The following is a 26,236-nucleotide window of genomic DNA, read 5'->3' as shown; positions in this document are numbered from 1 at the left end:
ATTCAATAATGGGGAATCATGCAACGTTGGCTCGGTCTTCTTGTGCGATGCGGCAGATTGGCGCTTCGAACAAGAAGGTGAAATAGCGTTGAATAAGCTATGATGGAAGTACATAAACGACTGAATCATTGACGGTTATATGAACTATCTCGATCGATTTTACGTAGGACTAATGACGTAAGTTAACGCTCTCACATGGCTGACATGAATCCCTATTAAATTAAGTTGAGGTTAGGATGAAGTGGCTCGTTTGGAGCACTCGTTTGAGCGTGGTTTAGATAACATCAGCGCGGAGTACAGCCTGCGTGATGGCGGCGGCGTGAAGGTGATTAACCACGTTTATTTCATTCTACTTTGTGCCTGTGGTTTATCATTTGATGACTAAAAATCAGCGAAAAACAATCGCTACTCAAGCTGTATAACTGTTTTTCAATTTAACGTCTCTTCAATTTAACTACTCTTTAATTGCCCATAATCGAGCCGTATCTGGCTCGATTATGGTGTTGTTATTCTCGATAAATTCACCCCAATTCCTACCATTTTGTTGTGCTTTTCACCGCTATCACACACTCAACTAGTCAAACTATCCTTTCTGTGAGCCACAATATTCTTTCTGTTAGTCATTATATTCTTTCAATTCGTCACATTAGTGCATCGATGAATGCTTGATTATCTTTTTGGTGAATGGGTGTGGGTTTTGAATAATCTAACCAGTGAATGCCTTGTAAATAATATGTGAATTTACAGTTATGATGGGCGTCACACTTCTATTTATTCGTTCTTTCTAATGTACCTTGAACTTGCCCCGAGCTTTAGTGGTGAGTGAGTGTTTATCTACTTTTTCTAAATCCCTTGTCAGTACTGGCTCCACCCATGTAGCAGGCTACGGGTGTGTGTCTTAATCGTCTTTTACTTCTCAGTTTTAGCGTCCATAAGTGGAAAGTTAGTTTCCAGGTTTGTTTGGTGAGATTTCAATTTCAACTCTTCATAATACGCCAAATGTAACAATGTATTTAACAATGTATTTCAAGGCTTAACAATTGAGTCATGTTTTCTGTGTGATTTTAACTCGGCAGTAACGGGCTTTGTTGCATTGCTTTTTGAGATGCGGCGTTTCACATGCTCACCACATAAATATTCTAATGATCATGACAACCAGTACTTAGGCGTTTGTTCTGAGGCTGGATAACCATCGAGAAAGTTAATGGAAGCTTCAAGATATAAACGCATTTTATCGAGGACAAGTTTGTCAAAGATTGGTTTGCTGGGAACCATTCTGATGCTCGAAGGATGTAACTCCGCATTGCTCGACCCAAAAGGTAGCGTTGGCGTTCAGGAAAAAGAGCTGATTATCACGGCTCTGTTGCTGATGTTGATTGTCGTCATCCCAGTAATTCTGATGACCATCTACTTTGCTTACCGATACCGCGAAAGCAATACCACGGAAGAGTATGCACCAGACTGGGCGCACTCAACCAAAATTGAAATAGTGGTATGGACAATTCCAATCATCATTATTGCGATTCTAGCCACCATCACTTGGCGAACAACACACGAACTGGAGCCATCCAAACCTTTAGAAAGTGATGTTAAACCCATGGTGATCGAAGTGGTCTCTCTGGACTGGAAATGGCTGTTCATCTATCCGGAGCAAAACATTGCGACGGTTAACTATGTTGCGTTCCCGAAAGATGTTCCGGTGACGTTTAAGCTGACTTCAGACAACATCATGAACGCGTTCTTTATCCCGCGTCTTGGTTCGCAGATCTACGCGATGCCGGGAATGGTGACTAAGTTGAATTTGATTGCAAACCACGAAGGTGACTTCAAAGGTTTTGCTTCGAACTACAGTGGCAAAGGGTTCTCTCAGATGAAATTCACCGCATCGGCCATGCCTGATCAAGTGGCGTTTTTAAACTGGGTAGAGAAAGTGAAAGCAAGTCCTGATCGTATTGAAGATTGGGATCAGTTCCGTTCATTGGCCGCGCCAAGTGTGGCTGAACCTGTGACGCTGTTTTCTAGTATCCCACCATTTTTATTCACTGATGTTGTGACCCAGCACCCTGGTTCAATGAACTGTTTGCCGGAAACCCAAGGATAATCGTCATGTTTGGAAGATTAACTCTAGACTCAATTCCCTACCACGAACCCATTATTTTGGTCACCTTAACCATGATTGCTTTGGTGGGTGCTTTAGTGGTGTACGCGGTCACTAAAGCCGGTAAATGGCAATACCTCTGGAATGAATGGTTTACATCTGTAGATCACAAAAAACTGGGCTTCATGTACATTGCGATTGCGATGGTGATGTTAGTTCGTGGCTTTGCCGATGCGGTTATGATGCGCAGCCAGCAATTGCTTTCTGCAGCTGGTGATACGGGCTATTTACCGCCACATCACTACGACCAGATCTTCACGGCTCACGGCGTGATCATGATTTTCTTCGTAGCGATGCCATTGGTTATCGGCTTGATGAACATCATCGTGCCGCTGCAAATTGGTGCTCGTGATGTTGCATTCCCTTATCTGAATAACTTGAGTTTCTGGCTGTTTGTGGTGGGTATTATCCTAACCAACATGTCACTTGGCTTGGGTGAGTTTGCTCGTACGGGCTGGTTGGCGTATCCGCCGCTGTCTGGTATTGAGGCTAGCCCGGGAGTCGGGGTCGATTATTGGATATGGGCGCTGCAAATATCCGGTGTGGGTACCACGTTAACGGGTGTGAACTTCTTCGCGACTATTTTGCGCATGCGTACTCCGTCTATGCCAATGATGAAGATGCCTGTATTCACTTGGGCATCTCTGTGTGCCAATATCCTGATCATCATCTCTTTCCCAATCCTAACGGTAACCATCGCGTTACTGACGTTGGATAGATACATCGGCACGCACTTCTTCACCAATGATCTTGGTGGCAACGTTATGATGTATGTGAACCTGATTTGGGCATGGGGACACCCTGAGGTGTACATCCTAATCTTGCCTATCTTCGGTGTGTTCTCTGAAGTGACTGCAACCTTCTCTCGTAAAAAACTGTTTGGTTATACCTCGCTGGTATGGGCGACGGTGGCTATCACGGTTTTAGCGTTTGTGGTTTGGCTGCATCACTTCTTTACCATGGGTTCTGGCGCCAATGTGAATGCCTTTTTCGGCATCGCGACCATGATTATCTCTATCCCAACCGGGGTTAAGATCTTCAACTGGCTATTTACAATGTACAAAGGTCGTATCCGTTTCACCACGCCAATGATGTGGACTGTGGGCTTCCTAATTACCTTTACCGTTGGTGGTATGACGGGCGTATTGATGGCGGTTCCGGGTGCGGATTTCATTCTGCATAACTCTGTATTCCTGGTTGCGCATTTCCATAACGTAATCATCGGTGGTGTTGTCTTCGGTTGTTTTGCTGCAATTGGTTACTGGTTCCCGAAAGCGACCGGATTCACTCTGAACGAGCTTTGGGGAAAACGCGCATTCTACTGCTGGATCATCGGTTTCTTGATGGCGTTCTTGCCGCTTTACGCTCTTGGTTTTATGGGCATGACGCGTCGTTTGAGCCAAGAAATCAACCCTGAGTTCTTCCCACTACTGGCGGTTGCGGCGGCAGGTACGGGCGTGATTGCGATGGGTGTTGTGTGTCAGTTTGTTCAAATTTACGTGAGTGTTCGTGACCGCGACCAAAACCGAGATCTAACCGGTGACCCATGGGGTGGACGTACCTTTGAATGGGCAACGTCTTCACCACCGCCGTTCTATAATTTTGCAAAACTGCCTAAGGGCGATGAGATCGATTCGTTCTGGTATCAAAAGCAAAGTGGCGAGTTTGACCCAACTCAGGAAGAAGAATACGAACGTATTCACATGCCGAAGAACACGCCGACAGGCATTTATGTGTCTGCATGGGCGTTGGCATTTGGCTTTGCAATGATCTGGTATATCTGGTGGCTAGCGGCTGCAAGCTTAGTGGGCATCGTGGTGACGTGTATTCAACACAGCTACAACGACGATGTGGATTACTACGTAGAAGTTGAAGAGATCAAAGCGATTGAAGCGGCTCGACGTGCACAGCTTGAAGAAGCGAAAAAACAGTCAGTGAAAGGCGACCATTCTGGTCGTGGTAACAGCGCTGACAGTGATGCTGATAGTGGTAATAAAGACAATAAAGATGACTTGGAGACGACGTATGCAAGCTAATACTCCGTCACACACTTATGATCTTGCACACTCGCATGATCATCACCACGAAGCTGCGGGCAATAAGTTGTTTGGCTTCTGGGTTTACTTGATGAGTGACTGTGTCCTGTTTGCCACGCTTTTCGCGACTTATGCCGTGCTTGAGAGTGGATCCATCGCAGGGCCGACAGGCAAAGACATCTTTGAACTGCCGTTCGTGTTTATCGAAACCATGATGTTGCTATTCAGTAGTATCACCTTTGGCTTTGGCATGATTGCGATGAAGCGCAAAGATGTGACCGGACTGAAGCGCTGGATCAAAGTGACTTTCGTATTAGGCTTAGCCTTCATCTCTATGGAAGTGTATGAATTTCATCACTTGATTGCAGAAGGCTATGGTCCTCAAGAGAGTGCGTTCCTTTCAGCATTTTTTACCTTGGTTGGCACACACGGCTTGCACGTAACGTTCGGTCTGATCTGGATGGCGGTGGCGTATCACCAGCTTTCAACCAAAGGATTGAACGACAACATGTCGATGCGCTTCCAGTGCTTGAGCCTGTTTTGGCACTTCCTTGATATCGTTTGGATTTGTGTATTTACCATCGTGTACTTAATGGGGGTGATGTAATGGAACAGCATCTAGACAGCGGTGCAACGGATTATGTGAAAGGCTTTATTGCGTCACTGATTCTCACCATTATTCCGTTCTACATCGTGTGGGCACATGCGCTACCAAGCACGGAAACTTACGTGATCTTGTTCGGCTGTGCGCTGGTGCAAATCTTTGTGCACTTTAAGTACTTCTTGCACATGGAAGCGAAATCTTCCGATGGGCGTTGGAACTTGGTGTCACTGATGTTTACCGCCATCGTTGTATTGATTCTTATCGCTGGCTCGGTATGGATCATCTACAACATGAACGTCAACATGAAGTTGTAGGCTATGCTGAAAAGATATCTGTCTATCACCAAACCGGGCATCATTTTCGGCAACCTGATTTCTGTTGCGGCGGGGTTCTTCCTCGCTGCAAAAACAGAACCAGCCAGTGCGATGTTGTTACTGACGACATTAGCGGGTGTAGGGCTTGTGATTGCATCAGGTTGTGTGGTGAACAACATCTTTGATCGAGATATCGACCAAAAGATGAAGCGCACACAAAATCGAGAATTGGTTCAGGGCAACATCAATACAGACGTCGCGTTTGTCTATGCCTTGGTTTTACTGCTAGCAGGCACAGCACTTCTGTTCCAGTTCGCTAATCCGATCTCTGCGGTCATGGTGTTGCTTGGTTATGTGTTTTACGTCTTTTTCTACACCATGTGGTACAAGCGTACATCGGTTTACGGCACTTTAGTCGGCAGTATTTCGGGAGCCGTTCCGCCGTTAGTGGGCTACTCGGCGGTGACTAATTACATTAGTTTGGAAGCGGTTTTGTTGTTCGCGATGTTCTGTTTATGGCAAATGCCACATTCGTACGCGATCGCGATGTTCCGCCTTCAAGATTATCGAGATGCAGGCATTCCTGTGTTACCGGTGAAAGAGGGCGTCGACAAAGCGCATCAGCATATGAAAGCGTATGTTGTGGCGTTTGGCGCAGTATCATTGGCGCTGTTCCTACTCGGGGAAGCAGGCTATGAATACCTAGCGGTGTCGGCATCAGTCTGTTTTATGTGGACTAAAGTGACATTCCGCAAAGTCGATGGCCTCAACTACATCCAGTGGTCAAAGACGGTCTTCAAGGTCTCTCTACTGGTGGTGATGAGCATCAGCGGTGTGCTGGGGCTGGAGTTGATTCCACTGCCTTTTTTGTAAGGTTGGTCTAAAATTCGCATCTCAAGGAATTGTTTACTGGTGTTGTAGAGGTGCATGTTACCCATGACAGAACCTTCAGCAATATTCACTATCGAATACCTGACCGTCAAACTCAGCTTTAATGGTTTTCTTCTCTTGCGCCCAATTTACTTTTTGGTGGATGGGCTTTTAACGACACAAGTTTAGCGTGTAGCACTCGAAGATCGGAGTCGTACTTTTCTACGTCACGTATATTGAAGATTTCAGGTAACGTTTCAGCACGCTCTAAGTCGCGATTCATTTGCTTGATCACTTCTTCTTTCTGAACAATTGAAGATTCGATCTTTGCTTTGTCTGCGGCTGAGTCAATGTCGACGAGTGTGTAAATTACGTCGCCTTCTTTAACCATTTGGTTGTGCTCAACAAGCACTTGGTCGATCTGCTGGCCAAAGATAGGTGACATCACCGCGTGTGGAGCTTTCACTGTGGTTGAATTGGTTAAATCAACGGGTGCCCACAAGCGAGAGATTACCGCTAATATCGCAAGAATCGTTACGCCGCCAATGGCAGCCCATGTGTAGTTTTTGAAGTTCTTCTTAAGTGCGCCTGTCGCAAATAGTGACTATACAATGAGGATGTATGGAATCATCATCTCTTTCATTATGCGACCTCTTTTTCTGTAGCGGATGGTTTTGTTGGAGCCTTTTCTTCTGAAGACAGCTCTGTTACCGATTGTTCAGGTGTTTGCCGAATATCTCCATAACAAATCATCTGTATTAAGCATCTCATAACAAAAAGTTATCACAATGAGAATTTTTGATAATTTCATTTATTTGCGGTCAGCTCGTATATTAACCCTAACAAAGAAGTGGATAACCTCCACTCACGACTATATCGGCTCAGGTTGCTGGGCCTAAAAAGGGTGAAATATGAAATTCCTACACACAATGATCCGAGTGACAGATTTAGAGAAGTCTATCGAGTTCTACACCCAGGTATTGGGAATGAAGGAACTTGAACGCCATGAAAACAAAGACTACCGCTATACATTGGTTTTTGTTGGTTATGAGCAAGGCGGCACGACTATCGAGCTAACGTACAACTGGGATACCAACGAGTACGAGATGGGCAGCGCGTTTGGTCATCTGGCCTTGGGTGTCGAAGACATTTACGCAGCATGCGACAAGATCAAATTGCTAGGTGGTAACGTTACTCGCGAAGCCGGTCCGGTGAAAGGTGGTTCAACGCATATCGCTTTTATTACTGACCCAGACAGCTACCAAATCGAACTGATTCAACTAGGTTAATCGAGGATATAACAATGACAAACGCACTATTTCAACCTATTCAACTTGGCAACATCGAGCTTAAAAACCGTATTGTTATGCCACCGATGACCCGTTCTCGTGCAACGCAACCTGGTAATTTAGCCAACGACATGATGGCCACTTACTACGCTCAACGCGCTTCTGCTGGTTTGATTATCGCTGAAGGCACACAAATTTCACCGATGGGCCAAGGTTACGCTTGGACTCCGGGTATTTATTCTGATGAGCAGATAGCGGGTTGGAAAAAAGTCACCGATGCGGTACATGAAAAAGAGGGCGTTATCTTCGCTCAACTTTGGCATGTAGGCCGTGTCACACACCCTGACAATATTGGCGGTGAGCAACCCATTTCGTCTTCTGCACTGAAAGCAGAAAACGTAAAAGTATTCATCGATAACGGCACGGATGAACCGGGCTTTGTTGATGTGGTTGAACCTCGTGAGATGACGAAACAAGATATCAAACTAGTGGTTGAACAGTATCGCCAAGCGGCTTTGAACGCGATTGAAGCAGGCTTTGATGGTATCGAACTTCACGCAGCGAATGGTTATTTAATCAACCAATTCATCGATTCTGAAGCAAACAACCGTACTGACGAATACGGCGGTTCAATTGAAAACCGCTTACGCTTTCTAGGCGAAGTTGTCGAAGCTATGGTTGAAGCGATTGGTGCTGATCGTGTTGGTGTACGCCTTGCTCCTTTCACATCGCTGAATGGTACCGTTGATGCTACGCCAGTTGAGACGTACACAGCAGCGGCAGCACTGCTTAACAAAAAGAACATTGTTTACCTGCACATCGCAGAAGTTGATTGGGACGATGCACCTGAAACGCCAAAAGCATTTAAAACGGCCGTTCGTGAAGCTTACGATGGTGTCCTTATTTATGCGGGTAAATACGATAGCGAGCGTGCTGATAAAGCTGTTGCGGAAGATGTAACTGATATGGTTGGCTTTGGTCGTCCATTCGTTGCTAACCCAGATTTACCTGCTCGTATTCAAAATGGTTATCCACTTGCGGCGCACGATCCAAACACATTGTTCGGTGGTGCTGAAAAAGGTTTAACGGATTACCCAGAATACGCAGGCTAAAAACAGCTGTCTGAAGCAGAGTATTGAGATAGTATCTTGATCCTGTTGAATGTTTATAAAAAACAACCTTGCAGAGTCAGGTTGTTTTTTTGTTATTGGAACAAGTTAAATGATGAACGTGAAAGCGATGCGTGGAGAACTTTACCTTCTATTGGCCACCCTGCTCGCTGGGGTGGGATGGATTGCTTCTAAGCTGGTGGTATTGGAAATGCCAGGGCCGGTGTTCATTGGTGTGCGATTCTTTGTCGCGAGTTTGATTCTTCTGCCATTTTGTATTCACCATATTCGTAAACTTTCGCTTAAGCAGATACTTTCTCTATGCGGAGTGGGCTTGTTGTTGTCGGCCTCATTGCAGGTATGGGTGTTTGCGGTGTCGGTGGCAGAAGGCTTGTCGGAAGGGGCGTTTATCATGAGCCTAGCCATGATCATTGCCCCGTTTGTGTCTTGGATTCTGTTTCGAGTTAAGCCTAATCGCGCGTTTTGGATGTCTTTTCCGATCGCGATTATCGGCATGTTATTGCTGACTTTGGGTCACGGTTGGCGTGTTGAACAGAGTCAGATTTACTTCCTGTTAGCATCGATGTTGTTGTCTGTTCATTTTGTGATGAACAAGCGTGTGATTACCAATATCAAACCTATCGCATCAATCTGCGTGCAGTTGTTTGTGGTGGGCGTAAGTGGTTTAGCCTTTGCTTCTATGACGACTCAACCGGAGTTTGAAATAACCAAAACCTTAGCCTTTTGGTTCACTGTGTCTGCGGTGATTGCAACGTCTATTCGTTACTTGCTACAAACGGTCGGTCAGCACTCTGTAAACATGGAAGTGGCGGCATTGATCATGATTCTTGAGCCCGTGTGGACGCTGCTGCTGAGCGTGAGTGTACTCGACGAAAATGTTGAGGTGCAAAAGCTGATCGGTGGTGCGGTGATCATTGCTTCATTATTTTGCTATATAAAATGGTCGAGACGAAAATAACACACTCGGCGCAGGGCCGAGTGTTAAACAAGACTTATCGAGTGCAGAGCAAGGGTTAAATTCTGCGAATAACACTTGCAAGGGATGTCACCGTACTTATCGTTCTCGTTGGTAACGATTCTAACAACTAGCTTTGAATATAGGTGGTAAAGTCGACCCCTTACCCTCTAGTCTCTCACGCTGCCTTCTTCTCCTTGTGTCATCAATTTAAGGACCGGAAAGCAGGCCGGTGACATTAGTCGCGAACCGTGACTTTAGTAATCACAATATCTTCACAAGGCACATCTTCGTGTCCCCAGCGAGTGGTCGTTGGTGCTAATGCAATTTTATTGACGACATCCATTCCCGCTGACACCTTGCCAAATACTGCGTAACCCCAGCCAGCATTAGTCGTTGAAGTGTGATCGAGGAAGTCGTTGTTATCAAGGTTGATGAAGAATTGTGCCGTTGCAGAATGTGGTGCATCCGTGCGCGCCATTGCCACAGAGCCAATCACATTCTTTAAGCCACGGTTGGCTTCGTTGACGATGGGGGCACGAGTGGGTTTTTCTGTCATGTCGATGGTGTGACCACCACCTTGAATCATGAAACCGTCAATCACACGGTGAAATGTCGTGCCTTCGTAGAAGCCGTCTTGGCAGTATTTAAGGAAGTTTTTTGATGTTACTGGCGCTTTTTCAAGGTTCAGTTCAATTTCGATGTCGCCAAAACGAGTCGTTAGGATGATCATAAATGTGCCCATATTTGAGTACTATCAAGTAGTAGATCGCCGAATAGGGTGCAGTATATGAAAAATTGCAGAGGATGCCAGTACTGGATGTCGTGTGGTGAGTGAACGTACTTTTGTTTCAGACAGTACGTATTGTTCCTATTGGTGCTTTCTCTCTATCGTTAGGCAGATGATATGCTGCTAATCACTTTGCAATAGGTTATGGGTGTCATAAAATCGCATACGTATTAAATTATTGATATCTACGGAAGAGAATTAACGGTTAATGAGTAGTATTTTAGAGTGTATTCGTACTGTTGGACGAGGTGAAAGAGGGCGCAAGCCTTTATCGTTTAAACAAGCCCATCGCGTCATGGATGAGTATTTGCGCGGGGAGGTTGGCGACGACCAAATGGCGATGCTACTGATGTTAATTCGTGTGCAGAATGAGACGAATGAAGAAATTGCGGGTTTTGTAAAAGCATTTCAATCTCGTATGCCTGACTTGGGGGCTGATATTGATTGGCCTTGCTACGCAGGTAAGCGTAATGATACAGCAAGTGGTAAACCGTGGAATTTACTGGCCGCAAAAATCTTGGCTGACGATGGCTACAAAGTGTTGATGCACGGCTATATGGATAAGCCAAGCGGACGCACTCACGTAGAAACGTACCTAGAGCTCGTGGGTGTTCACAGTGCTATTGACCCACAGGATGCGAAACACATACTTGAGGCCGATGGTATTGCTTACTTGCCGCTGGCGAACTTTGCTCCAGAAGCACAAACCATGATTGGTTGGAAACATCGTTATGGGTTGCGAACACCTATCAATACTGTGGTTCGCGCATTGAACCCGGGAGGAGGGCGCTTAGGGCTGCGTGGCAGTTTTCACCCTGGATTTCCACAGCTGCACGCTGAAGTGGAACATGTGATTGGTAACAAATCCCACTCGGTGATTTCATTTAAAGGCATGAATGGTGAGTCGGAATACAATCCGAAAGTGAGCCAAACCGTATGGATGAGCTCTCCTGAAAAAGTTGAGTCTTTCTACTGGGAAGAGATGATGAACTTGGATCTGCCATTTCCGAGTCAATGTGTACTTGGTACGCCGGCTGAAGAGATGGCGTTGATGGCGAACAGTGTCGTTGACAGTATGACGGCGATTTTATTCGCAGAAACGCATAATAAAGCGGAAGCTTATGCAAAGGCTCTGCGTTTATGGGAAGCATATTGTACTCGGTAGAAGATTGCTAATGGCACCACATAAGAAAAGGTCGGCGGGCGATTGGCGGCCTGTTTTGTGTTCGTTTTTATTATTGGTCTCTTCTATAAAAAGTCAAAAATAAGGGTTACTTCACCCGCATCAATCGATGCATTTTGTCTTCAAATCTAATCTCAATAATTTGTGATACTTTCATTTTTTCTACACGCTCAAGCATTTTAGCGTGATAATTGCGTTTTTTCATCCACTCTAGAGGTTCTTTAAAACTATCTTCGTTAATCACAAATGACTGATCAGTAATGGCGTCTTCAATGATATGAACAACCCAAATTCGTGATTGGAAGTCTAACAATTGATTGAAGTAGGTTTTTAGCTTTGAGTGATACTTGGACAGACAGCTTTGATCTGATGATTGAGAAGGCATCTTGGACCGTATTTGAACGATGAAAAGCAAAAAAAGATTATAGCGCTTAAAGGTGAGCCTTGTCAGGCTTATGTTTTTTTATGCCGTTAAAGTGCTCGCAAGCCTTTTGCAACCTTGCTTTATTGTGTCGGTAGGTTTCACCTATCAATAAAATTGTTGAAATCCATTTAGTAAAATCAAGATTTTAGACAACAATTAGATTATCGAGATAGGAAAGACATAACGAAAAGTATTTAGGGAGATCACTATGCATTCAATAAAAGTGAAAGATTACATGACGCCGCAGGTGGTGACATTCACTCCTGATATGCCATTAAGCGTCGCTTTAGACAGAGTGATGCGCAGCCATCATATGGGTGGCCCGGTAATGGGTGAAAATGAGGAAGTGATTGGTTTTCTTTCGGAGCAAGACTTGCTGGAGAAGTTGGTTAAAGTGAGTTATTTCTGCCAAGATACACACATTGTCGGTGATTGCATGTACCAAGAGGTGTTATCGGTATCGCCGGACTTATCCATTATTGAACTGGCGGATATGATGCAAGTTGGAAAACCCAAAGCGTACCCAGTTATCGACAATAAAAAGCTGGTGGGAATGATCACAAGAACGGATGTTCTGAAAGCCATTGGCAAGAACTTAGATGAATGTTTTAAACATCAGGTGTAGTCGAGTGTTAACAAGCATGGTTTTTACCTGTACCCTAAAATAAAGAAAGGCGCTTTGGCGCCTTTTTTCTTTTGAAGTTTGAGTTTATTGAGTCTCTCTTTGAAGAACTTTTCTTTTAAGGGCCATAAAATTATGGAGTTTTAGCTTGTGATGTTTCAGTTTTGGGAGGTTTTATGTCAAATCAAACTGCAAAGTTTGTAGAAGGTTCTACGATGCGCCATATCTTGGTGATGTCGGGCGCTGGCTCTGTTGGTTTGATGGCCTTATTTGTTGTCGATTTACTCGACATGCTGTTCATCAGTATGTTGGGGCAAGTAGAACTGGCTGCCGCAGTTGGTTTTGCTGGAACACTGACTTTCTTTTCGACTTCAGTGTCGATAGGTACTTCCATTGCGATGGGCGCTTTAGTTTCCAAAGCCATTGGCTCTAAAGATAAAGATAAAGCTCGAAACCTCAGTACCAGTATTCTGTTAACCGCGTTTGTGATCAGTTCGATAGTGACTGCGGTTATGTTTGCTTATATTCCGGAGTTATTGGCTGCGATTGGTGCTAAAGGTGTCGCGGCTGAGCGAGCGCAAGCTTACTTGCAAATTCTGTTGCCGAGTGGCCCCTTTCTCGCCCTAGCGATGGCTGCGGGTGCGGGATTAAGAGCTGCAGGCGATGCTAAGCGTTCGATGTGGGCGACGCTGTCAGGCGGTATTGTTAATGCGATCTTAGACCCTCTGTTTATTTTTGGCTTTGGGTGGAACATTGAAGGGGCGGCAATTGCTTCTGTTGTGGCGCGTTTCTCGGTACTGTTATTTTCACTTTATCCATTAATGCGTAGCCACCAGCTTGTTGCTCCCCCTTCTTTGGTGCAGTGGCGTCTTCATCTGCGCCCGATTCTGGCCATTGCCATTCCTGCTATTATCACCAATACAGCAACGCCGATTGGTAATGCAATCGTGACCACTGGTATTGCACAATACGGTGAGGATTTTGTTGCTGGTTTCGCGGTTATTGGTCGTTTGACACCAGTGTGTTTCGCTGTGATCTTCGCGTTATCCGGTGCTGTAGGGCCAATCATTGGCCAAAACTTTGGTGCCGAGCGTATGGATAGAGTTAAAGAAACCCTGAATAACTCTTTGTTGGTTACCACGGCTTACACCATCGCGGTCTGTATTCTTTTGTACTTTGTTCAAGATTACGTGATCCAAGGCTTTAGCCTTCAGGGCGATGCCGCCATTATTGTGGCGGCTTTCTGTACTTATGTTGCTGTGACTTTTACGTTTAACGGTGCACTCTTTGTCGCGAATACTTCTTTCAATAACCTAGGTAAACCGTTGTACTCAACCGCTCTGAATCTAGGTAAAGCGACATTAGGTACACTGCCATTCGTATACTTGGGCTCACAATGGTATGGCGCGCTGGGTGTGTTGTATGGACAAGCTTTCGGTAATGTGTTGTTTGGTTTGTTAGGCATATTGGTGCTTCGTTATCATATCGCCGAGTTGATGCAAGGTTCTGAAGTCGATCGTGGAGAAGAGGACGTGTCTATCGTGAGTTTGAATACACAACCTTTCTGCTCTCATGATGCGGTTTTGATTGATGATGTCTCAGCAAATAGAGACGAGACTGTTGAGCTTAAGACGCGGTAACACAGTGTAATAACATCAATAGCTATTGATAAAAAATCGAAGAGATTGAAAACTTCTTCTTGACCTTGGAGTTACCTCCAAGGTTTATACTTTTAAGGCGATTAAGGTTTGGTTGCTCACCCTACTGGCAACAACCTTGAGGCTTTGGAGTATTAAGGAGATACATTATGTGCGCAAAACATGCAGCGTGCCGCTCAGCAAAAGTGGACGTTCAACCTCAAGCGGCGGGAGTTTGTTGCTCTAGCCCTAAAATTTCAAGCATTACAGCAGCTGGTACTTCATCCGGTTGTTGTAGCGCTTCTGCTGCTCAGTCATCGTCTGGAGATGATTGTTGTAGTTCGTCGGATAGTGGAGAAGAAGACAGTCAGTCCTCAACTTTATCTCTCGACGCTCAATTTTCTAAAAGTTGGTTGGTGGCCGGAATGGACTGCCCAGCTTGTGCAAGAAAAGTAGAAAACGCGATCAGAAACATCGATGGTGTTATTCAAGTGAAGGTTCTCTTTGCTACTGAGAAACTGGTTGTTAAATTTGACAATGAAAGTCTTGCCGACACCATTGAACAGGTCTCTATCAAAACGGGTTTCCCTCTTACGGAAGTCGGTTCGAAGAAAGAAAAACAACAACCTGAGACTTTTTGGCAAGCTCATATCCAACCTAATTTACAGATTATCGCGATTGCAGCCGCAATGCTGTTTGCGGCGCTTCTGAAAAATACCTCTCCTCAATTAAGCGAAGGCTTGTTTACGGTAACTTGTCTGCTGGGGTTATATCCGGTAGCGAAAAAAGCGGTTCAGCTGGCACGTTCAGGTACACCGTTTGCTATTGAAACTTTAATGAGTGTTGCCGCGCTGGGTGCTTTGTATCTGGGTGAAACCGCGGAAGCGGCGATGGTTCTGTTGCTGTTCTTGATTGGTGAGCGCTTAGAAGCGTTTGCTTCATCTAGAGCAAGAAGTGGCGTTCAAGCGCTAATGGCATTGGTACCAGAAAACGCAACCAAGATCATTAAGGGCGAACGTGTCGAAGTTGCCGTCAGTGAACTGATTCCTGGTGATGTGATTGAAGTCGCGGCGGGTTCTCGTTTACCGGCTGACGGTCAACTGATTACCGACGCGGCAAGCTTTGATGAAAGTGCGTTAACCGGTGAATCTGTTCCTGTTGAACATATCGAAGGCAATAGCATCATGGCTGGCGCTGTGGTGGTGGATAAAGTGGTTCGTATCACTATTACTTCTAAACAAGGTGAGAACGCCATTGACCGTATTTTACATCTGATTGAAGATGCTGAGTCTCGTAAAGCACCATTAGAGCGATTCCTCGATAAGTTTAGTCGTTGGTACACACCGCTAATGATGGTGGTGGCTCTGTTGGTCATCATCACGCCACCATTGTTGTTTGCACAGCCATGGGAAACCTGGGTCTATCGTGGTTTAGCGCTATTGTTGATTGCTTGTCCGTGTGCCTTGGTTATCTCGACGCCAGCGGCGATTACTTCTGGTTTAGCCGCCGCGGCGAAACGTGGTGCGCTCATTAAAGGTGGTGCAGCACTGGAGCAGCTTGGCAAAATTCAAACCATCGCTTTTGATAAGACGGGTACACTGACTGAGGGTAAACCTCAGGTAACCGATATTCAGGCACTATCGGGTTGGCAACAAGATGCGATGTTGCGTGTGGTTGGGGCGATTGAAGTTGGCTCTACTCACCCATTGGCGCAGTCACTTGTCGCTAAAGTAAAAGATCTGAATATTGAGATTCCTGAATCACACAACAAGACTGCGCTTATCGGTAGTGGTGTTGAAGGTGATGTTGATGGTGTTAAGTATCAGGTTCTGTCGCCGTCTAAAGTCACGTTCGATCTTGGTGCCGATGTGGTTTCTCAGGTAGAAGCATTAGAAGGCGAGGGCAAGACGGTTGTGGTGGCTCTTGAACTTAAATCAACAGAGCAAGCGACGACAGTGATTGGTCTGATTGCTTGGCAAGATACGTTACGCAGTGACGCTAAGCTTGCGATTGAACGACTTAATGACTTAGGTATTCAATCTATCATGCTGACTGGCGATAACCCGCGCAGTGCAGCAGCGATCAGTAGCAAGATTGGTATGCAGTACAAGGCAAGCCTATTGCCAAGCGACAAGGTATCTTATGTTGAAGAGTTGTCTCAACAGTCGCACGTAGCAATGGTCGGTGATGGCATTAATGATGCGCCAGCAATGAAAACAGCGAATGTCGGCATCGCGATGGGCGGTGGCACGGATGTCGCTTTGGAAACGGCGGATTCTGCGCTGACTCATAACCGTTTAACTGAGCTACCAGCGATGATTGAACTGTCGCAAGCGACCATGAACAATATCCGTCAAAACGTAGCCCTTGCGCTTGGTTTGAAGGGCGTATTCTTGGTGACCAGCTTGCTAGGTATTACTGGCTTATGGGTGGCAGTTTTAGCGGATAGTGGTGCGACAGCTTTGGTGACATTAAACGCTCTGCGTCTGCTTCGTTTCAAATCTAAAGCGGATTAAGCTCAGCTTACTGATATGGATTAGCCTTATTCAACGCGGCTAATAGAGAACACATCTAATATAAAAGCGCCTTTAGCGGTAATACGTTAAAGGCGATTTTTGTCTCATTAGTATGCAACATAGGCGTTCGGATTGCTTATTTTTGTGATACAAATCGGTTTTTTGTGAAACTTGAATTCTTGTTGCGATCATTAATGTGACACGCATCACTTCATTTTATCATCAGCTTGGTTAAAGTGTGTTGGTACCCCACGAATTTACTATGAGCTTAAATAAGGGTAAAAAGCCCAATAAGCCAAAAGGAGCGAACTATGTCTCAAGCTGTTTTCCACTTAGGTGTTACTGAAGCCGATCTTAACGGTGCTACTCTTGCGATCATCCCTGGTGATCCTGCTCGTGTGCAAAAAATTGCAGAAGAGATGGAGAATCCAGTATTCCTTGCTAGTCACCGTGAATACACGCTTTACCGCGCAGAGCTAGACGGCAAGCCAGTTGTTGTATGTTCAACCGGTATTGGTGGTCCATCGACTTCTATCGCCGTTGAAGAGCTTGCTCAACTGGGTGTTCGCACTTTCCTACGTGTTGGTACGACTGGTGCTATCCAACCACACGTAAACGTGGGTGACATGATTGTTTCTACAGGTTCTGTTCGTCTAGACGGCGCTAGCCTACACTTTGCTCCAATGGAGTTCCCAGCAGTGGCTGACTTTGAAGTTGCCACAGCAATGAAAGCGGCAGTTGAAGAATCAGGCGCAGCCGTTCACATGGGTGTAACAGCTTCCAGCGATACCTTCTACCCAGGTCAAGAGCGTTACGACACCTTCTCTGGTCGCGTGGTTAAGCGTTTCCAAGGTTCTATGCAAGAATGGCAAGACATGGGCGTTCTGAACTTTGAAATGGAATCGGCAACATTACTCACAATGTGTGCAAGTTCTGGTTTGAAAGCCGGTTGCGTTGCGGGTGTGATCATCAACCGTACTCAAAAAGAGATTCCCGATCACGATACGTTAAAAGTAACGGAAGCGCGTTCAATCAAAGTGGTTGTAGAAGCAGCTCGTAAAATGCTTTAACACTTAAATTGAATTCAAATTTTAACAATGGTCGCATCGAATGATGCGGCCATTTTTTGTTGGGGCAAAAGATATTGGAGAGCGATAAAGGCGAATGGCCTCATCGGTCATTCGCCTTTATCGTTTGATTTTAGAAGGCTTTATAGTGCGACCGTTTTAGCATTCTAAATCTTCACAACCACCTGCAGCGATAAACCATACCGTTAGGTGTGTTTTCAGGTCTTTTAATTCATCTGGGCCAATTAATGCAAGCCCGAGATCTTCTGCGCGTGTAATGTCATTGTGACGAAGAGGTCTAAAGCTGACCAACATTGCACGTGCTTGTAGGCCTCCTAGCAGATCTCTCAGCGATTCCAGCTTGTACAAGGTGTCATCACCATCATCGCGCATGCCTTTAGTCTTACATTCGATGATGTGCAGCTTATTATTGACGACTGATGCCACATCCAGCTCATTACGAACTTCGCGTTCACCTAATTGGCGGTATACCTGAACATTCAGAGAGCGATCTTGAATGGTCGGCATATCATCTTGGATTTGCTTCACGGTGCTGTGAACCAGAGTCTCCAGCCATTCACCATTAGAAAAACGTCGCGCGTCTTCGTTAGAAAACGTCAGAATTCCCTTGTCATAAGTCGCAATTTTCGCTTCCACTAAATCATCCAACAACATGTTCAGTTCACGATAACCTTGTTGTTTCTCTGATAGCTCGACATCCAGTTTCTGTTCTTTACGGCAGGTGGTCGCAAGGTAGTTTAACGTCGCAAGCCCTGGGCCTAACTCGAGTGCGTTACTTGCCCAGCGCTCGCCAAGATCGTAAAGTTTTTGATCCAATTGTGGTGATAACTGTACATCGCTGAATTCCCCACGAGCACCAAATACCGTTAGGTAGTCGTCGATAGTGATCCGGTCTTGTACTTGCGAATCTTCTTTAGCATTGGGGTAAAGCCAACATAGTTTGTCGCTGTTTGGCTCAACAACGAAAATTGGCCAATGATAAGTCCGGAATACCTCATACACCGAAAGAAGGCGGTGTCGAAGACCACAACTTGCGTTGAGCCTGACTTGTTGACCTCGTGCTTTGAGGTCTTCCGCTAATGTCTGGATAGATTCTTTGATAATTGAAGTGTTGACGATGGTAGGAATTTCGTAAAATTCACTCGTGATGTCGCGCTTCTGTAAAACGCTTTTTAAGCGTTGATACATACTGGTTTGATTGTTATCGCCGATAAATACGATATGAGAACTCTTCGTACGGTAATCGAGCAGCGGTGTGAGCAAGCGAATGGGGTCTTGATCGATAATGCCAACATGAACAGACATAGAAATTCCTTATTAGCGGCTTACTCATAAAAGTGAAAGAAAAAACGGAAAGCAGCAAGCCATAATAACCATATGATGACAAAGATCATAAAAAACAAGGGCAACTTTTGATAAAAGTTGCCCTTGTTCAATTAGTTATCATTATTGGGTTAGATATACCAATATTTTAGGTCAATATCTATTGATTGGGTCTTTATCTATAGTTTGAATTGATGTACTAAATCACCTTGTTGTTTGGCAAGCACGGTTAGATTTTGGCTTGCTTCAGCAATCGATGACATCGCCTGATAGCTGGCGTCAGCGATGTGGTTGATGCCTTCGATATTACGAGCTATATCGCCAGAAGTTTCACTCTGTTCGGCCGCGGCTTGAGAGATGTGTGTACTCATATGGCTGATTTCTAGAATTAATGCCTGAATCTCTTCCATTGCACTGTTGGCACTGGAAGCCTGCTCAACAGACATGTCCATATCACTCATGCAACTTTCTATTACGTTACTCGCGCTTTTCGAGCTTGTTTGTAGATTACTGATCATGGTCTCGATTTCAGCGGTGGATTGTGTGGTTTTTTGTGCCAGCACTCGAACTTCATCAGCCACTACAGCAAATCCCCGTCCTTGTTCACCAGCACGCGCGGCCTCAATTGCAGCATTCAGCGCCAATAGGTTGGTTTGTTCAGCTATGCCTCGGATGACGTCAAGAATCGAGCCAATTTGGCTACTCATTTGTTGCAATTCACCGACAGCACCAACAGACTCATTCAAGCGAGCTTCAAGTTGATTGATGGTGCTGATGTTGGTGCTCATGATCTGGCGCCCGGATTCTGATGCAGACTCGACTTGTTGGACCATGGTTAATGAGCTTTGCGCGCTATTTGCGACTTCTTGTACTGAATGGGACATTTCAGTCATTGCTGTTGCGACGGTTGCTGTTTGCTCCCGTTGGTTGTTCAGTTGAACCTGAGTCTCTGAAGAGGTTGTTTGATTGACGCTTGCGGTTTTGGTCAGTGCATCTGAAGCATCGTTCAACTTAACCAATATGTTGTGTAAGTTATCTGCCAATGTGTTGATATGTCCGCTCACCCTGCTGAACTCGTTGTTGTAACGAATATCGATACGCTGAGTCATGTCGCCTTCCGATAGGCCTTCAAGCGTTTTCAGAATACGAGTTAATGGCTCTCTTACGCTGTTCGCGATGTGGTAACCGATAGCACCTGCAAATAGTGTTACAACGATGCCGATAGTAATGGCATTGAACAGGCCTTTGTCGTAGATGCTGCTCGCCTCTGCTAATGAAGCGTTAAGTTGTTCGTCTGCAGTAACGTTGAATGAATCCAATACCGTCATCGCTTGATCAACTTCAATGGCTAGGTTAGCGATGTTGACGTATAACGCTTGTTTCGCTTTTAGGTAATTGTTGTGCTTGTCCAGCACGCCACCTCTTTGACCGACGTCTTTGGTGAATTTTTTTACTGGTTCATCAAACACATCTTTAAGTGCGGGCAGTTGTGCTGCTAAGCCTCGGTATGCGTAGTTTAAGTGAGTAACGGCTTTTTTATTCTGGTTTACGGCTTTTTGTACGAATGACACATCAGAGCTTGCTAGTGCGTCAGATGTGATCACCTCAGCGTCCTGCAATTTAATGAAATAGCTTTTTGCCATCACTTTTACAGAGATACTCTTTTGATCGGCAATGTAATCTTTCATGCCAACCGTTAATTCTGAATGCAGACGTTGAAAATCACGCGATGCTTTTTGGACTTGTTCCTGTGCTTCAAACATCGCCGCGTAATTGTTCATTGCTTCATCAGCTTCAGCGAAGTAACGCGCTTCCATTGCTCTTAGTTGAGCGATACGCTCGATAAGTGAGGGGGTGTTTTGACTCGCTGCTTCTAAGCGACCAAGCATTTTTGAAAATGAATCTTGTGATGCAGCAAATTCTGTGCGCATTGCAGACATGCGTTCAGCATTTTGGGTGGTGAGATAATCTTTAAATGATTTATCAGCAGAAAGCAATTGAACACTTGTTTGATTTGAAAGGGTAACCAGTGGTAGTGATGTTTCTGAGACACTCTTAAAATTGTGATGTATTTGATTCATGCTGTTCATCATGATGATTATCGTGACGGCAAACATGATGATGATCAGTGCGAAACCGGCGTACATACGCTTGATCACAGATCCCTTCATGGTTTTCTCCCTAAATAAAATGCAAACCTAATAGCAGGTCAAAGTAAAACTAACAAAATTGTYGGTATTTTATTGAGGTTGACTCACGCATTTTATGACGCACACGTCAAAAATTACTCTCAGCTTTAATCAACACGCTATTCTTGAGAGTCAATACTCATTTTTTTTGATTTGAACGGTGTTTTTTATTATGCTTTAAGTCGGATTTATTGTGGTTTGTTGCGGCATAGCGCATACTTAAAACATTAAGAAAAAAGTGTTTTATCGGAGAAGAACATGGCTGAAGAAACCATCTTTAGTAAGATCATTAATAAAGAAATCCCTACCGATCTACTTTATCAAGACGACCTAGTAACGGCGTTTCGTGATATCAACCCACGCGCTCCTAGTCATATTTTAATTATCCCAAATAAGCTTATTCCGACAACCAATGATGTCGAACTCGAAGATGAAGCGATGATGGGACGTATGTTTACCGTAGCTCGTAAACTCGCCAAAGAAGAAGGCATTGCAGAGGATGGCTATCGTCTTATTGTGAATTGTAATTCTCATGGTGGCCAAGAGGTGTATCATATTCATATGCACTTGGTTGGTGGTCGGCCGCTTGGTCCGCTGTTAATGAGCTAGCTGAACAATTTGTAGTTTGTATGCCAACTTTAAGTTGTATCTGTTGTCTCTATATAGGCATAGCTTATCGTTATGCCTATTGAGTAGGATATTCACTCGCTTAAGCTCTTTTTGCCCCGTTTCGTTTTGTATAATGAAACGACTCAAGTTGGCATTTTAAACATGTACGGAGACGATAAGTGAAGCAACCGTTTAGATTCGCGTCCATTGCCTTGTTGTCAGCTTTGACCGTGGGTTGTGCCAGTATGTCGGCAGGAAGTTTGTTCAGTCATTACAGCGCGCAAAATAAAGCGATATACCAAGCCGTAAAATCTGGAGACTATTCAGAGGCTCAACAAAAATTACCCGATTACGCGGCAGGCGACATCCTTGATAATTTTGAAAGGGGCAGAATTAATCTACTTGATCAAAAGTATCCGGAGAGTAAATCTTCGTTTGAGTTGGCCGATCAAGCGGTCAAAGATCAACAAAATAAAGCGGTGATATCGATTTCTGACAGCGCAACCAGTGTAGGGGCGTTGGCGGTAAATGATAATATTACCGAGTATGTGCCACCCGATTACGAGTTAGGTTTTCTTCATCTCTACCTGGGGTTAAATTACCTAAAGAAAAACGATTTAGAAGGTGCGGTGATTGAAATGCGTCGCGCCAACCAAGTGCAAGAACAAGCGAAGAAACAACGTGAATCAGAGTTAGAAAGAGCGGCCAGCGATGCGAGACAGCAGGGGTTGTCTGCTAATGTCGGCAGCATCCTTGCGAATTATCCAGACGCGGGCAAAAAGCTGCAGTCTGTTCAGAATGCGTATTTGATGTTTTTGTCGGGTTTGCTTTATGAAGCCTCCAACGATCTTAATAGCGCCTATGTCGATTATCGCCGAGCTCTGGCTGTGATGCCTGACAACCAAGAAATCATCGACAGAACGATGGCAACCGCCACGCGTTTAGGAATGCGACAAGATTTAGCTGCATTGAAAAAGCGTTACAAGCCATCATCTAAGCTTGATAAAGGTCAAGGTCGTGTGATTGTTTTGCAAGAGCAGAGCGCTGTTCAAGCGATGGACAGTTGGCGATTGGATTTACCGGTTTATGACAGTCGTGACCGAGGGGCAATATACTCTCTTGCGCTGCCATATTATGCGAAGCAAAACATGGAGCGATTCTCTGCCTTGCGAATCAGTGGACAACCGTTACCAGAACACTTGATCACAGATGTTAATGCGATGGCGCAGAACGATTTATCGGAACGAATGACGAGTATTGTTATTCGCCAAGCATTGCGAGTGGTCGCGAAAGATCGTATTCGTAAAGAAGCAGCCAAGGGCGATGATGTTGGCAACCTCTTGTTTAATGTGTGGAACACACTGACAGAGCAACCGGATACGCGCAGTTGGCAATCTTTACCTGCTGAGGTTAAGAGCAGCACGTTTGTAGCAAATAGCGGTCAATATACGTTAGAAGCAGGCGCTATAACGTATGATTTTGATATTCGTGAAGGGCAGACCACCTTGGTTTGGGTTTCTCGACAAGGGAACAACGCAACAATGTGGCATAAACAGCTAGGGAGGCTGTAATGAAAAAGTGGTTAGTGAGCTTAGTCGCGGTTATGACATTTATGGTTCTGGCCGGTTGTGCTGATAATACAGCGGGCGTCAGGGTAGATAGCTTGACTCAGAATGTATTCTTTGGAGACAAGGTATTAGGCAGCCGGTTAATCGTTGACGATATTCGGACCGATCAAGTTAATGGTCATACAAGAGGTATTGTTCGTTTAAGCAGTGACTATAAAGGTGACCAAAATATCCTTTACCGTTTTTACTGGTATGACGATGCGGGCCTTGAGGTCAACCTAAAGCAAGGACCTTGGAAGCAAGCGATTGTTCGTGGTTTCGAAAGTCTTTCGCTGTCTGAAGTGTCGGTAAACCCGAACGCAACTCAATTTCGAGTTCAGTTCCGAGAGCAGTAAGTCAGATTGCGATAAGCGGATCTATTGATTCGCCAAAACAACTATTTAAGAGTAAGGGTGTGGCCCCACTCAGTGATAATTTGAGGAAGTAAAATGAAAAAGAGTGTCATTGCGCTACTAGGTTTAGCGGTTATTTTAGGCGGTTGTTCAAATAAGGTAAGTTATGGCGATGCACAAGCTGTAGAAACCACGACAATCGATTTTGGTTCAACTGACCTTCAAAAGATTGCAGGTGAAATGGTGGATAGCATGATGGCTTCTGGTTCTGTAGCCTATCTCACTCGTGAACAACGTCCAATCGTGTTCGTAGAGCGAATCAAGAATAAAACCAGTGAGCACATCGATACAGAATCAATCACGGACACCATCAGTACAAAAATGCTCAACTCTGGTAAGTTCCGTTTCGTTGATATGGATCGTGTCGAGTCTGTTCGTGAACAACTGAATTTCCAAAACAATGATGAGCTTGTAAATCAAAGCTCAGCGATTCAATTCGGTAAGATGGTTGGTGCGCAATACATGTTGTACGGCAATCTATCAAGCATCGTGAAGAAAGACGGCAGCGACGAAGATGTATACTACAAGATGACGATGCGTCTTATGGATCTTGAGTCGGGTTTGATTGAATGGGCTGATGAAACTGAAATCCGTAAGCAACAATCTAAGAGCCTACTGGGTCTCTAATTTCGCTTACTTGCCCTCTAAGTCACTATTGACGACAGCGCTTAGCTAGGTCATACGCCAATGTGGGGCATTGCGTGTTATTAATGAAAAGACACTGGCTTTTTGGTCAGTGTCTTTTTTGTAGGGCAATGAAGACATTGATAGGGAATAAGTAATGGCAATTTTTTCTTGGTCTGAAGCCAAACTTCTTGATACCAGTTTGAGTTCGCTTGATGGTTACTTTTCTGATCCCCCAATCCGAGCGCAGACGCTGACTGGTGGTTTGACCAATCGCTGTTGGAAGTTGGTTTTAGTTGATGGCACTGAGTATGTTTGGCGTCCTATCACACCGATAACTAAAGCGTTCTTCATTTCGCGTCATGAAGAATATCAAGTGCTCTCGGCAATAGAACGTCTTGGTATTGGGCCAAGTCCTATCGTGGTGAATGATCTGGGGTTATTGGTTGAGTGGATTGCTGGCGATACGCTCTATGAAGGTTTAGAGCTTGATGATTTGCTGAAAACACTGATCTCAGTGCATTTGGTTAACACGAAACGATTGCCTCTCCAACCATTCTGTTTTACGGCGCGAGTTGATCATTACTGGTTGCAGCTTGATGCGATTCATAAGACGGAAACTTGCACCCAAATATATCAAGAGTGGCGTATACCTCCCAGTATCCCAAGTGTTGATTTGTCTTTGTGTCATTTTGATCTCGGTGGCTATAATCTCGTGAGAAGCCACTAGGGGATTAAAGTCATTGATTGGGAATATGCGGCGCTTGCAGACCCTAGGCTTGACTTAACATTAACGATTTCGGCTGCCCGCGTGTCTGTCACTGAAGCGGTTCAAACGTATTGTCAGTTACGCGGCATTCATGACGTTCAACCTTGGCTTAAGGGGGTAGAGGCGTGGTTACCACGAAGTAGAATGATGGCAATGTTATGGTATTTACTCGCCCATCAATTGTGGGGCGATGAAATTTACCTGGATGAAGCAGAGGTACTCTGCCGTACTTTCTGTAGTTAGGATCACGTTTAGGAAGTGAAAAATATAATTTCGGGGTTCTTCTCTTTAAAACCTTATTTTTCATGTTAGATTTATCTAAGCGTACCAGCATTCAACGGAGGAGGTACAAATGATCATTTACCTGCATGGCTTCGATTCTACAAGCCCTGGCAATCACGAAAAAGTACTGCAGTTGCAATTCATTGATGATGACGTTCGTTTCGTTAACTACAGTACTTTGCATCCCAAACATGATATGCAACATCTCCTAAAAGAAGTGCATAAAGTGATTGAACAATCTGATGATCCTCACCCAATTATCTGTGGTGTAGGGTTAGGTGGTTTTTGGTCTGAGCGCATCGGTTTCTTGTGTGGTATTAAGCAAGTGGTGTTCAACCCTAACCTACAGCCAGAAAAAAATATGGTTGGTCGAATTGATCGTCCAGAAGAATATGAAGACATCGCAACTAAGTGCGTCGCTCAGTATCGTATGAAAAACAAGGGACGTTGTTTAGTGATACTTTCACGTGAAGATGAAATTCACGATAACACTAAAACCGCAGCTGCACTTGAAGACTACTACGATATTATTTGGGATGAGAAAGAGAGTCATAAATTCAAAAAGATCTCTCAACACGTTCAAGCCATGAAAGCGTTTAAAAACGCGTAATCACTTCGATTTATTATAAAAGCAGTACTCATAGGAGTGCTGCTTTTTTACATCTAAACCCTAAAGACTGTTATGGACAAATCGTTGCATATTTTTTATCGATAACTTTGCTCCCACGTTAGTCGTTTCGTGACGAATCCTCTTTGAGAGTAAGGATTTTAGTTGCGGTCATCTTTTTGCTCTATATAATGTTC

At 44.7% G+C, this 26,236-nt stretch carries 22 protein-coding genes and 4 pseudogenes; 21 read left to right on the top strand and 5 right to left on the bottom strand.

The window, feature by feature from the left end:
* Positions 1 to 238: 238 nt before the first annotated feature.
* The 6 genes and pseudogenes from L4B77_RS06695 to cyoE form a co-directional block, all read left to right on the top strand.
* Positions 239 to 343: pseudogene (locus L4B77_RS06695) on the top strand (lipocalin family protein); the annotation flags it as partial.
* Between the two features lie 861 nt (positions 344 to 1,204).
* On the top strand, positions 1,205 to 2,101 hold the full coding sequence (gene cyoA, locus L4B77_RS06690) for a ubiquinol oxidase subunit II (protein ID WP_429749302.1): 897 nt from the start codon (positions 1,205 to 1,207) through the stop codon (positions 2,099 to 2,101).
* Between the two features lie 5 nt (positions 2,102 to 2,106).
* On the top strand, positions 2,107 to 4,194 hold the full coding sequence (cyoB, locus tag L4B77_RS06685) for a cytochrome o ubiquinol oxidase subunit I (protein WP_429749300.1): 2,088 nt from the start codon (positions 2,107 to 2,109) through the stop codon (positions 4,192 to 4,194).
* The gene (gene cyoC / locus L4B77_RS06680) at positions 4,184 to 4,801 is read left to right on the top strand and encodes a cytochrome o ubiquinol oxidase subunit III (protein WP_429749298.1); all 618 of its coding nucleotides are present in this window, start codon (positions 4,184 to 4,186) and stop codon (positions 4,799 to 4,801) included. The genes cyoB and cyoC overlap by 11 nt, the downstream gene beginning before the upstream one ends.
* On the top strand, positions 4,801 to 5,112 hold the full coding sequence (cyoD, locus tag L4B77_RS06675; RefSeq protein WP_016786088.1) for a cytochrome o ubiquinol oxidase subunit IV: 312 nt from the start codon (positions 4,801 to 4,803) through the stop codon (positions 5,110 to 5,112). The genes cyoC and cyoD overlap by 1 nt, the downstream gene beginning before the upstream one ends.
* A gap of 3 nt (positions 5,113 to 5,115) precedes the next feature.
* Positions 5,116 to 5,985 carry a heme o synthase gene (gene cyoE / locus L4B77_RS06670; protein ID WP_429749295.1) on the top strand — a complete coding sequence of 290 codons (870 nt, stop codon included), beginning with the start codon at positions 5,116 to 5,118 and terminating at the stop codon, positions 5,983 to 5,985.
* Here the strand turns inward: cyoE and L4B77_RS06665 are convergent.
* Positions 5,982 to 6,625: pseudogene (locus L4B77_RS06665) on the bottom strand (efflux RND transporter periplasmic adaptor subunit); the annotation flags it as partial. The gene cyoE and the pseudogene L4B77_RS06665 overlap by 4 nt on opposite strands.
* A gap of 268 nt (positions 6,626 to 6,893) precedes the next feature.
* Between L4B77_RS06665 and gloA the strand changes: the two are divergent.
* From gloA to L4B77_RS06645, 4 genes and pseudogenes are all read left to right on the top strand, one after another.
* The gene (gloA, locus tag L4B77_RS06660; protein ID WP_429749293.1) at positions 6,894 to 7,271 is read left to right on the top strand and encodes a lactoylglutathione lyase; all 378 of its coding nucleotides are present in this window, start codon (positions 6,894 to 6,896) and stop codon (positions 7,269 to 7,271) included.
* Between the two features lie 14 nt (positions 7,272 to 7,285).
* The gene (locus tag L4B77_RS06655; RefSeq protein WP_429749291.1) at positions 7,286 to 8,383 is read left to right on the top strand and encodes an alkene reductase; all 1,098 of its coding nucleotides are present in this window, start codon (positions 7,286 to 7,288) and stop codon (positions 8,381 to 8,383) included.
* A 109-nt stretch (positions 8,384 to 8,492) separates the two neighbouring features.
* Positions 8,493 to 9,359: a DMT family transporter gene (locus tag L4B77_RS06650; protein WP_429749289.1), complete on the top strand. Its 867-nt coding sequence runs from the start codon at positions 8,493 to 8,495 to the stop codon at positions 9,357 to 9,359.
* Between the two features lie 19 nt (positions 9,360 to 9,378).
* Positions 9,379 to 9,474: pseudogene (locus tag L4B77_RS06645) on the top strand (cytochrome c); the annotation flags it as partial.
* 120 nt (positions 9,475 to 9,594) lie between these two features.
* On the opposite strand, the gene L4B77_RS06640 reads toward L4B77_RS06645, so the two are convergent.
* On the bottom strand, positions 9,595 to 10,089 hold the full coding sequence (locus tag L4B77_RS06640; protein ID WP_429749355.1) for a peptidylprolyl isomerase: 495 nt from the start codon (positions 10,087 to 10,089) through the stop codon (positions 9,595 to 9,597).
* A gap of 265 nt (positions 10,090 to 10,354) precedes the next feature.
* Between L4B77_RS06640 and L4B77_RS06635 the strand changes: the two genes are divergently transcribed.
* Positions 10,355 to 11,311, top strand: a complete 957-nt coding sequence (locus L4B77_RS06635; RefSeq protein WP_429749287.1) for a glycosyl transferase family protein — start codon at positions 10,355 to 10,357, stop codon at positions 11,309 to 11,311.
* Between the two features lie 106 nt (positions 11,312 to 11,417).
* On the opposite strand, the gene L4B77_RS06630 is transcribed toward L4B77_RS06635, so the two are convergent.
* Positions 11,418 to 11,714 (bottom strand): hypothetical protein, encoded by a 297-nt coding sequence (locus tag L4B77_RS06630; RefSeq protein WP_261839300.1) that lies wholly within the window; start codon positions 11,712 to 11,714, stop codon positions 11,418 to 11,420.
* Positions 11,715 to 11,961: 247 nt separating this feature from the next.
* On the opposite strand from L4B77_RS06630, the gene L4B77_RS06625 reads away from it, so the two are divergent.
* The 4 genes from L4B77_RS06625 to udp all read left to right on the top strand — a co-directional run bounded on the left by L4B77_RS06625 (position 11,962) and on the right by udp (position 17,598).
* Entirely contained in the window at positions 11,962 to 12,378 is a 417-nt protein-coding gene (locus L4B77_RS06625; RefSeq protein ID WP_261839301.1) for a CBS domain-containing protein, read from the top strand.
* 173 nt (positions 12,379 to 12,551) lie between these two features.
* Positions 12,552 to 14,015, top strand: a complete 1,464-nt coding sequence (locus tag L4B77_RS06620; protein ID WP_372041102.1) for an MATE family efflux transporter — start codon at positions 12,552 to 12,554, stop codon at positions 14,013 to 14,015.
* Positions 14,016 to 14,182: 167 nt separating this feature from the next.
* Positions 14,183 to 16,528, top strand: a complete 2,346-nt coding sequence (locus L4B77_RS06615; RefSeq protein ID WP_429749284.1) for a zinc/cadmium/mercury/lead-transporting ATPase — start codon at positions 14,183 to 14,185, stop codon at positions 16,526 to 16,528.
* A gap of 311 nt (positions 16,529 to 16,839) precedes the next feature.
* Positions 16,840 to 17,598, top strand: coding sequence for a uridine phosphorylase (udp, locus tag L4B77_RS06610; protein ID WP_061018938.1), 759 nt, complete (start codon positions 16,840 to 16,842; stop codon positions 17,596 to 17,598).
* A 156-nt stretch (positions 17,599 to 17,754) separates the two neighbouring features.
* Here udp and L4B77_RS06605 read toward each other — a convergent pair whose 3' ends face one another.
* Both L4B77_RS06605 and L4B77_RS06600 read right to left on the bottom strand, forming a co-directional pair.
* Positions 17,755 to 18,921, bottom strand: a complete 1,167-nt coding sequence (locus L4B77_RS06605) for a DUF1887 family protein (protein WP_429749281.1) — start codon at positions 18,919 to 18,921, stop codon at positions 17,755 to 17,757.
* A 197-nt stretch (positions 18,922 to 19,118) separates the two neighbouring features.
* The gene (locus L4B77_RS06600; protein ID WP_372041105.1) at positions 19,119 to 21,110 is read right to left on the bottom strand and encodes a methyl-accepting chemotaxis protein; all 1,992 of its coding nucleotides are present in this window, start codon (positions 21,108 to 21,110) and stop codon (positions 19,119 to 19,121) included.
* Positions 21,111 to 21,386: 276 nt separating this feature from the next.
* Here L4B77_RS06600 and hinT point away from each other — a divergent pair, with 276 nt between their 5' ends.
* From hinT to ycfP, 6 genes and pseudogenes are all read left to right on the top strand, one after another.
* Positions 21,387 to 21,737 carry a purine nucleoside phosphoramidase gene (gene hinT, locus L4B77_RS06595; protein WP_261839306.1) on the top strand — a complete coding sequence of 117 codons (351 nt, stop codon included), beginning with the start codon at positions 21,387 to 21,389 and terminating at the stop codon, positions 21,735 to 21,737.
* Positions 21,738 to 21,916: 179 nt separating this feature from the next.
* Positions 21,917 to 23,308: a COG3014 family protein gene (locus L4B77_RS06590; RefSeq protein ID WP_261839307.1), complete on the top strand. Its 1,392-nt coding sequence runs from the start codon at positions 21,917 to 21,919 to the stop codon at positions 23,306 to 23,308.
* Positions 23,308 to 23,700 carry a YcfL family putative periplasmic lipoprotein gene (locus L4B77_RS06585; protein WP_261839308.1) on the top strand — a complete coding sequence of 131 codons (393 nt, stop codon included), beginning with the start codon at positions 23,308 to 23,310 and terminating at the stop codon, positions 23,698 to 23,700. Before L4B77_RS06590 ends, L4B77_RS06585 begins: the two co-directional genes overlap by 1 nt.
* Positions 23,701 to 23,793: 93 nt before the next feature.
* Entirely contained in the window at positions 23,794 to 24,384 is a 591-nt protein-coding gene (gene lpoB / locus L4B77_RS06580) for a penicillin-binding protein activator LpoB (protein WP_261839309.1), read from the top strand.
* 154 nt (positions 24,385 to 24,538) lie between these two features.
* A pseudogene (locus L4B77_RS06575) lies at positions 24,539 to 25,393 on the top strand (phosphotransferase).
* Between the two features lie 109 nt (positions 25,394 to 25,502).
* Positions 25,503 to 26,042 carry an alpha/beta hydrolase YcfP gene (gene ycfP, locus L4B77_RS06570; RefSeq protein WP_261839311.1) on the top strand — a complete coding sequence of 180 codons (540 nt, stop codon included), beginning with the start codon at positions 25,503 to 25,505 and terminating at the stop codon, positions 26,040 to 26,042.
* Positions 26,043 to 26,236 lie beyond the last annotated feature (194 nt).

It is taken from the genome of Vibrio minamisatsumaniensis (assembly GCF_050337445.1).
Lineage (GTDB): Bacteria > Pseudomonadota > Gammaproteobacteria > Enterobacterales > Vibrionaceae > Vibrio > Vibrio artabrorum.
The sequence above is the reverse complement of the archived record's forward strand: the minus strand, read 5'-3'. Positions and strand labels throughout refer to the sequence as shown.

Excerpts from the sequence above, each read along its gene's own strand:
- L4B77_RS06605 (WP_429749281.1), bottom strand. The coding sequence starts at position 18,921 with ATGTCTGTTCATGTTGGCATTATCGATCAAGACCCCATTCGCTTGCTC.
- cyoE (WP_429749295.1), top strand. The coding sequence starts at position 5,116 with ATGCTGAAAAGATATCTGTCTATCACCAAACCGGGCATCATTTTCGGC.
- cyoA (WP_429749302.1), top strand. The coding sequence starts at position 1,205 with ATGGAAGCTTCAAGATATAAACGCATTTTATCGAGGACAAGTTTGTCA.
- cyoC (WP_429749298.1), top strand. The coding sequence starts at position 4,184 with ATGCAAGCTAATACTCCGTCACACACTTATGATCTTGCACACTCGCAT.
- udp (WP_061018938.1), top strand. The coding sequence starts at position 16,840 with ATGTCTCAAGCTGTTTTCCACTTAGGTGTTACTGAAGCCGATCTTAAC.
- L4B77_RS06650 (WP_429749289.1), top strand. The coding sequence starts at position 8,493 with ATGATGAACGTGAAAGCGATGCGTGGAGAACTTTACCTTCTATTGGCC.
- gloA (WP_429749293.1), top strand. The coding sequence starts at position 6,894 with ATGAAATTCCTACACACAATGATCCGAGTGACAGATTTAGAGAAGTCT.
- ycfP (WP_261839311.1), top strand. The coding sequence starts at position 25,503 with ATGATCATTTACCTGCATGGCTTCGATTCTACAAGCCCTGGCAATCAC.
- cyoB (WP_429749300.1), top strand. The coding sequence starts at position 2,107 with ATGTTTGGAAGATTAACTCTAGACTCAATTCCCTACCACGAACCCATT.
- L4B77_RS06635 (WP_429749287.1), top strand. The coding sequence starts at position 10,355 with ATGAGTAGTATTTTAGAGTGTATTCGTACTGTTGGACGAGGTGAAAGA.
- L4B77_RS06615 (WP_429749284.1), top strand. The coding sequence starts at position 14,183 with ATGTGCGCAAAACATGCAGCGTGCCGCTCAGCAAAAGTGGACGTTCAA.
- L4B77_RS06655 (WP_429749291.1), top strand. The coding sequence starts at position 7,286 with ATGACAAACGCACTATTTCAACCTATTCAACTTGGCAACATCGAGCTT.
- L4B77_RS06585 (WP_261839308.1), top strand. The coding sequence starts at position 23,308 with ATGAAAAAGTGGTTAGTGAGCTTAGTCGCGGTTATGACATTTATGGTT.
- L4B77_RS06600 (WP_372041105.1), bottom strand. The coding sequence starts at position 21,110 with ATGAAGGGATCTGTGATCAAGCGTATGTACGCCGGTTTCGCACTGATC.
- L4B77_RS06625 (WP_261839301.1), top strand. The coding sequence starts at position 11,962 with ATGCATTCAATAAAAGTGAAAGATTACATGACGCCGCAGGTGGTGACA.
- hinT (WP_261839306.1), top strand. The coding sequence starts at position 21,387 with ATGGCTGAAGAAACCATCTTTAGTAAGATCATTAATAAAGAAATCCCT.
- cyoD (WP_016786088.1), top strand. The coding sequence starts at position 4,801 with ATGGAACAGCATCTAGACAGCGGTGCAACGGATTATGTGAAAGGCTTT.
- lpoB (WP_261839309.1), top strand. The coding sequence starts at position 23,794 with ATGAAAAAGAGTGTCATTGCGCTACTAGGTTTAGCGGTTATTTTAGGC.
- L4B77_RS06640 (WP_429749355.1), bottom strand. The coding sequence starts at position 10,089 with ATGATCATCCTAACGACTCGTTTTGGCGACATCGAAATTGAACTGAAC.
- L4B77_RS06620 (WP_372041102.1), top strand. The coding sequence starts at position 12,552 with ATGTCAAATCAAACTGCAAAGTTTGTAGAAGGTTCTACGATGCGCCAT.
- L4B77_RS06630 (WP_261839300.1), bottom strand. The coding sequence starts at position 11,714 with ATGCCTTCTCAATCATCAGATCAAAGCTGTCTGTCCAAGTATCACTCA.